The 6,695-nt window shown below is 62.8% G+C and carries 4 protein-coding genes and 1 tRNA gene; 2 read left to right on the forward strand and 3 right to left on the reverse strand.

Going from position 1 to position 6,695, the window contains the following annotated elements; translation table 11 throughout:
- Both IL54_RS18020 and IL54_RS18025 read left to right on the forward strand, forming a co-directional pair.
- The coding region (locus IL54_RS18020; RefSeq protein WP_156106313.1) for a gamma-glutamyltransferase family protein at positions 1-1,596 on the forward strand (1,596 nt) is incomplete at its 5' end.
- A 23-nt stretch (positions 1,597-1,619) separates the two neighbouring features.
- The gene (locus IL54_RS18025; RefSeq protein WP_037477459.1) at positions 1,620-4,574 is read left to right on the forward strand and encodes an LpqB family beta-propeller domain-containing protein; all 2,955 of its coding nucleotides are present in this window, start codon (positions 1,620-1,622) and stop codon (positions 4,572-4,574) included.
- 23 nt (positions 4,575-4,597) lie between these two features.
- Here the strand turns inward: IL54_RS18025 and IL54_RS18030 are convergent.
- The 3 genes from IL54_RS18030 to IL54_RS18040 all read right to left on the reverse strand — a co-directional run.
- Positions 4,598-4,672 (reverse strand) — tRNA-Glu (locus IL54_RS18030).
- A 299-nt stretch (positions 4,673-4,971) separates the two neighbouring features.
- On the reverse strand, positions 4,972-5,760 hold the full coding sequence (locus tag IL54_RS18035; RefSeq protein ID WP_037477461.1) for a SapC family protein: 789 nt from the start codon (positions 5,758-5,760) through the stop codon (positions 4,972-4,974).
- Between the two features lie 110 nt (positions 5,761-5,870).
- The coding region (locus IL54_RS18040; protein ID WP_037479213.1) for an FAD-binding oxidoreductase at positions 5,871-6,695 on the reverse strand (825 nt) is incomplete at its 5' end.

The following is a 6,695-nucleotide window of genomic DNA, read 5'->3' on the forward strand; positions in this document are numbered from 1 at the left end:
GTCTTTGCCGCCGCCGTTACCGAAATTTCCCATTTCGGCTTTGGCGGGGAAGCCCCCACCATCATCTATGATGCGGCCACGAAGAAGGCGTCGGTCATCAATGGTCAGGGGACAGCCCCCGCGCTTGCGACCGTCGATCAGTTCGCCGCGCTTGGCGTGATACCGGGCAACGGCCCCAATGGCGGCACGGTTCCTGCGATGGTCGACGCCATGGCGCTGGCGCTGCAGCTCAACGGCACGATGACGCTGGACCAGGTTATGGCACCCGCCGTCGAACTGGCGGACGGCTTCGTCATGTATAATTTCCTGGCCGAAGTATTCGTCAGCCAGCAGAAGGCGACATCCAAATATAAAAATGCCTATGACGCCTATTATCCCGGCGGCAGGCTGCCCCGCACCGGTGAGATATTTCGCCAGCCCAATCTCGCGCGCACGATGCGAACGATCGCGACTGCCGATCGGCAGGCCTTTGCCCGGACGAAGGATCGCAAGGCCGCGATCCAGGCCGGGCGCGATGCCTTCTACAAGGGCGACATCGCCCGCCGCATCGGTGCCGCTATGGAGGCGGACGGCGGGCTGATGCGCTATGCGGATCTGGCCAATTATAAGGGTAGGGTCGAACCACCGGCGACTGCGGAAGTGTTCGGCTATACCGTGTGCAAGGGTGGTTTCTGGAGCCAGGGACCAGCGCTGCTGCTGGCGCTCAACATCGCCGAAGCCGCCGGGATCGATGCGATGGAGCCGGGCAGTGACGCCTATCTGCATACGCTGGCCGAGGCGATCAAACTCGCCTTCGATGATCGCAACGCCTTCTTCGGCGATCCCGATTTCGCCAGCGTGCCGATGCAAGGCCTGCTGTCCAAACCCTATGCCGCCGCCCGCGCCAGGGACATCCGGCCGCAGGCATCACTGGAGCATCGCTATGGCGACCCGTGGGCCTTTGAGGGGCGCAAGCGCGACACGCCTTCCTTCCTACCGCGCATGTTGAAAAAGCCGCCCGTGCCCATCGCCGATACGACCGCGATCGAAGTGGTGGACCGCCACGGCAATCTGTTCAGCTGCACGCCAAGCTCCGGCTGGATGCTGGGCGGTGCCTATATTGCGGGCGATACCGGCGTGCCGATGAGCAACCGGATGACCATATTCGATCTCGATCCCGATAGTCCGAATGTCCTTGTTCCCGGCAAGCGACCACGCACGACACTATCGCCATCCTTGGTGTTGAAGGACGGTACGCCCTTCTTGGCGATCGGCACGCCGGGCGGCGACAATCAGGATCAGCAGATCATGAACGTCTTGCTGCGCGTCCTTGCCTTCGGCGAGCCGCTGCAGGCGGCGATTGAGGCACCACGGATCAATTCCAATCATTTCCATGGCTCCTTCGGCGTCAAGAAGGACGAGCCTGGCGTGTTGGAGATTGAGGATCGCGTGCCTCAAGCGGTGCGCGATGCGCTGAGCGCGCGGGGGCACAAGCTGGATGTATTGGGGCCATTCGGCGTCTCGACCGGCATCGTCGCTGCGGGCGTGGTGCCTGAAACCGGCACTTTGCGCGGCGGCGCGGATGTGCGGCGGGAACGCTACGTCTTTGGCTGGTAGGGAATGAACGGGGAAATCATATCATGAATATACGGCTCACATCCTTCGCCATCGCCCTGATGGTCGGCATTGCCAGTCCGGCCATCGCCCAACCTGCCAACCTGCCGCCGCCCGGTGGCGAGACACCGGTCGCCTTCGACGTGCATGAAGGGACGTCGATGGCCGTGTCCGTTTCGCCGAACGGCAAGTGGCTGGCCGTCGATCTGCAGGGCAGCCTCTGGATCATCCCGGTCAAAGGCGGCAAAGCCAGGCGGATCACCGACTATTTCAATGACGCGCGTCAGCCGGTCTGGTCGCCCGATGGGGAGCGGCTTGTCTATTTCGCCTATCGCGACGGCGGCTATGATCTGTGGAGCATCAAGCCCGACGGCAGCGACATGCACAAGCTGACCGAAGGCACGTTCGATGATCGCGAGCCGGTCTTTTCGCCGGACGGCAAGACGCTCGCCTTTTCGTCGGATCGTAGCGGAAATTATGACATCTGGACGCTCGACATCGCCACGGGCGCGATGAAGCAGGTCAGCAGCAATGCGCGCGAGGACCGGTTGCCGACCTGGTCACCCGATGGGGCGCGGATCGCTTATTCCGGCGGACAGGGCATGGCGAGCGCCATCTATGTCGTCGATCTGGCGACGGGCCAGGAAAGCCTGTTGAAGCAAGCCGAAGGAAAGGCCGAAGCGCCGTCATTCGGGCCATCGGGGCAACTGGCCTATGTCGTGCAGGACGACACGGGCAGCCATCTGGCGATCGACGGCAAGATCGTCAGCGGCAAGGAAAATGTCTTTCCCTTCCGCATAAGCTGGGATGGGGCAGGCGGCTATTTCTACGTGTCGGACGGCAAGATCCGCAGGGGTGGGGCAAAGGCGACCTCGACGATCGACTTCGCCGCCACGCTGGAGGTTGTGAAACCCAGTTATAAGCGGGCCAAGCGTGACTGGGATTCGACCGCGCCGCGCAAGGCGCTGGGCATCGTGCATCCGCGTATCTCCCCCGATGGCAGTCGCATCGCCTTCGTCGCGCTGGGCGATTTGTATGTCGTCTCGTCCAAGGGCGGGGTGCCGGAAAATCTGACCAAGGACGCCGCGCTCGACGCCGATCCGGCCTGGTCGCCCGATGGGCAGAGCATTGTGTTCAGTTCGGATCGTGTCGGTGGTCTGCCGCAGCTGTGGATCAAGGATCTGAAAACGGGCACGGATCGACAACTGACCAAGCTCGATACGCAGCCGCTCGGCGCGGCTTGGTCGCCCGATGGCACGCGCGTCGCTTTCATCGACGTCGATGGTCGTTGGGGCGTGGCGGGTGTCTGCGTGGTGGATGTCGCGACCGGCAAGGTCACACGGCTGCAGACCTCGCTTGGCCAGCCGGGCAGTCCGAGTTGGTCGTCGGACGGAAAATATGTAGCGATCAGCCTCTCCTACAAATTTTCCAACAGTTTCCGCGAGGGCACCAACCAGATCTATGTGATACCGGCTGATGGCAAGGGCGAGCCATTCTGGCAGATACCTCAGGCCAATATGTCACTCGACACGCGCAGCGGCAGCGGCCCCGCCTGGTCGCCCGACGGCACGAAGATGGCGGGCATCTATGAAGGACTGCTCAAGGTCTGGCCCGTGGACAAGGCGGGCAAGCCATTGGGGCCAGTGCGCAGCCAGACGAACGACACCGCCTTCTACCCGACCTGGACAGCGGATTCGAACACGCTTCTCTATCAATCCAACGACATGCTGAAGACGATCAACCTGGCGACCGGCGTCACGACCGACGTGCCGATCGACCTGCATTATCGTCTGGCCAAGCCGACGGGCCGCACCGTCGTCCATGTCAGCCATCTGATCGACTCCGTCACTGATGCGACCCAGCATGACAAAGACATCATCATCGACGGCAATCGTATCGCGCAGGTCCGCGATCATGACCCGGCGCTGCATGAGGGGGGCACGGTCATCGACGGCACCGGCCTTACCGCCATGCCCGGCCTCATCGAATATCATTCCCATGTCCAAAAGGATTTCGGCTCGAACCTGGAAAAGGCGTGGCTGGCCTATGGCATCACCACGGTCCGCGATCCCGGCACGCAAGTCTATGACGCCGTCGAGGATCGGGAAGCGGCGGAGGCAGGCGTGCGCCCCAGCCCGCGCCTCTATGTCGGGGGACCGCTGCTCGAATGGCAGCGTGTCTATTACAAGATGGGTGTGGCCGTTTCCGGACCAGCGCATCTCGAACGCGAACTCGAACGCGCCCGGCTGCTGCAATATGATGTCGTCAAAAGCTATGTCCGCATGCCCGACCTCTACCAGCGGCGCATCGTCGAGGCGGCGCACGACATGGGCATTCCCGTATCGGGCCATGAAATCTATCCGGCCGCCTATAGCGGCGTCGATGGCACCGAACATATGGGGGCGACCAGCCGCCGCGGCTATTCGCCCAAGCAAGGACCGGGCGGCATGGCCTATGACGATGTCATCCAACTGTTCGGCCGAAGTGGCCGGACGCTGACGCCCACCAATTTCGGGGCGCTGACCGGTTATCTGGAAAAGAACCCCGACTATCGAACCGATCCGCGCGTGAACCTCTATCCCAGCTGGGCGCGGGAAAGCGTGACGGGCGACAATGATCCCATGGCACGGATGGTTCGGCCGCTACTGGCAGGGGGCCTCATCAGCCTCAAGAAAATCTATGATGCAGGGGCGCAAGTCGTCGCGGGAACCGACACGATGATCGCGACCAATCTCCACGCGGAAATCGCCTCCTATGTCGATGCAGGCCTGACGCCATTCCAGGCGCTGCAGACGGCTACGGTCAACGCGGCCAAGGCGCTCAACCTTGATGCCGGGACACTGGAAGCCGGGAAGCTCGCGGACATCGCGCTGGTGGAAGGCGATCCGCGCGAGAATATCGCCAACAGCTTCAAGGTGCGCAGCGTGATCGCCAATGGAGTCGTCCACCATGTCGATGATCTGGTGAAGCCCAACCCGTGAAGGTCGCCCGATCGGGAAATAATTGGTGACCCCTACGAGAATCGAACTCGTGCTTCAGCCGTGAGAGGGCCGCGTCCTAACCGCTAGACGAAGGGGCCATGTGACCGCGCTCAGGCGGTCCACAGAGGCGCGCTTTAGGAAGACGGCGTAATCGCGTCAAGCGAAACAGCGTCCCACCGCCAACCGAGCCTCATAAAAAACCACCCCATGCAGAGCATGGGGTGGCCAAGGTTCAGGGAGGAGACGCCTCCAAAGGGGGAGGCGCCCATACGATACACCCGAAAGGGGGGCAGGTGCACCGCATGATTGATAGATAGGGCAGGATGCTTCGCCTTACAAGGGGGGAAGCACCGCCCTTTCTATCAATTATTTGAACCGTTTCGGGTTAATAGCTGGTTCAGGCTTCGGCCGGCTGCGGTGCGGCGGGAAGGGCGATCGGCCCCTTGCCCTGCGAAACCTGCGTTTCGAAAATTTCGCGCATCAGCTGCAACGAGAAGAGATGGGCGTAGATCAGTGGCAGCATGCCGTTCTGGTTGATCTTGCGCAGCTGGTCGCCGCGCATGTCGCGCAGCTTTTCCTCGTTGATCATGCGGAAGCCGCGATAGACGAAGGGCTGTTCGTTGACGGGCGTCTGAATCGACACTTCGCCATCCATCAGCAGGTCCATGTCCTGCAATTCGCGCACGAACTGGCTGGTGCGCGCGGCGGCCTGTTCGAAATCCTCGCAGAATTTCAGAACGCCCTGGGTCAGTTCGCTGGGCTTGCCGTCCTGGAACAGCGCGGTGCCTTCCTCGAACGCGCCGATCGCCGAGCTGGTCGGGTCGAAGCACAGCGACAATTCCTCGCTATCGGGACGCAGCTTGGCCAGCATCCAGGGATAGCGACGGACATAGGCGGGGACATAGGCCGGGCCGCGCAGCTTGCCTTCGTCATCGACAAAGACGTTCACGCCTTCGTTAAGGCCCATCAGCGCCAGCGGCACCGAATCGGCGCCCGACGAAAAGATGATCGGCACGAAGCGCTGGGCCGACACGAACTCGTCGATCGTCAACGGCACGGCATGCTGGCTGACCAGGAACGGTGCGGCATCGACCGTGCGGCTATGAAAATCGACATGGTCCACGCTGCTGAGCGGCAGCAGGTCGTTGTAGAAGATCGGCAGATTGTTCGCGGGCGCGCTGGCCATGATCAAATATCCATTCTTGCAGGCAGCGGTTTTTCAGGCACGCCGCAGGTCCGATGATTGGGGCAGGGCGATAATCACCTTGGCGACGCCGTGCAATCGCTTTGTCGCGGTCAGGCTTCTCCGGGCAACGGTATCAGCTTGCCGGGGTTCATGATGCCCTTGGGGTCGAACGCCGTCTTGATCGCGCGCAACGCGCCGATCCGCGCGGGACTGGCCAGTCGTCCGAGTTCCGCGCGCTTCATCTGGCCGATGCCATGCTCGGCCGAAATCGATCCGCCCGCTGCTACCACCGCATCATGGACGAAGGCGTTGATCGCCTGACCCTGCGCCGCGATCCACGCCGGACCGTCGCTGGTGCCCTTTGGCGCGCGGACATGAAAATGGACATTGCCATCGCCCAGATGCCCGAAGGAGGAGGCGGTCGTGCCGGGGAAGCGCGCCTGCGCCGCCTGCGCCGCGTCGATCATGAAGGCCGGCATCCGCGCGACCGGCACGCTAATGTCATATTGCAGCGCTGGCCCCTGCGCCTTTTCCGATTCCGACAGGGATTCGCGGATGCGCCAGAAAGCATCGGCCTGCGCCTCATTCGCAGCGATGGCCGCGTCGATCGCCAGCTCCCGCTCGAACGCATCGGTCAGCGCCTGTTCCAGCCGCTCGGCCGGGCTGGGGTCGTTCAGGTCGGCATGATCCACCTCGATCAGCACATGCCAAGGTGTGCGCGTCTCGATCGGGCTGCGCGTGCCGGGGATGTGCCCCAAAACGAAGCCCAGCGTTTCGTCGGCGATGACCTCGAACCCCTCCACGCTATCACCCAATTGCGCCTCGACCAGCCGCAGCAGCGCCAGCGCATCGGCGGGGGAAGCGACGCCAACCCAGCCGACGGCGCGGGCGGCAATGGCGGGGACCAGTCGCAACGCCGCCGCCGTGACGATGCC

This window comes from Sphingobium sp. ba1, from assembly GCF_000743655.1.
Lineage (GTDB): Bacteria > Pseudomonadota > Alphaproteobacteria > Sphingomonadales > Sphingomonadaceae > Sphingobium.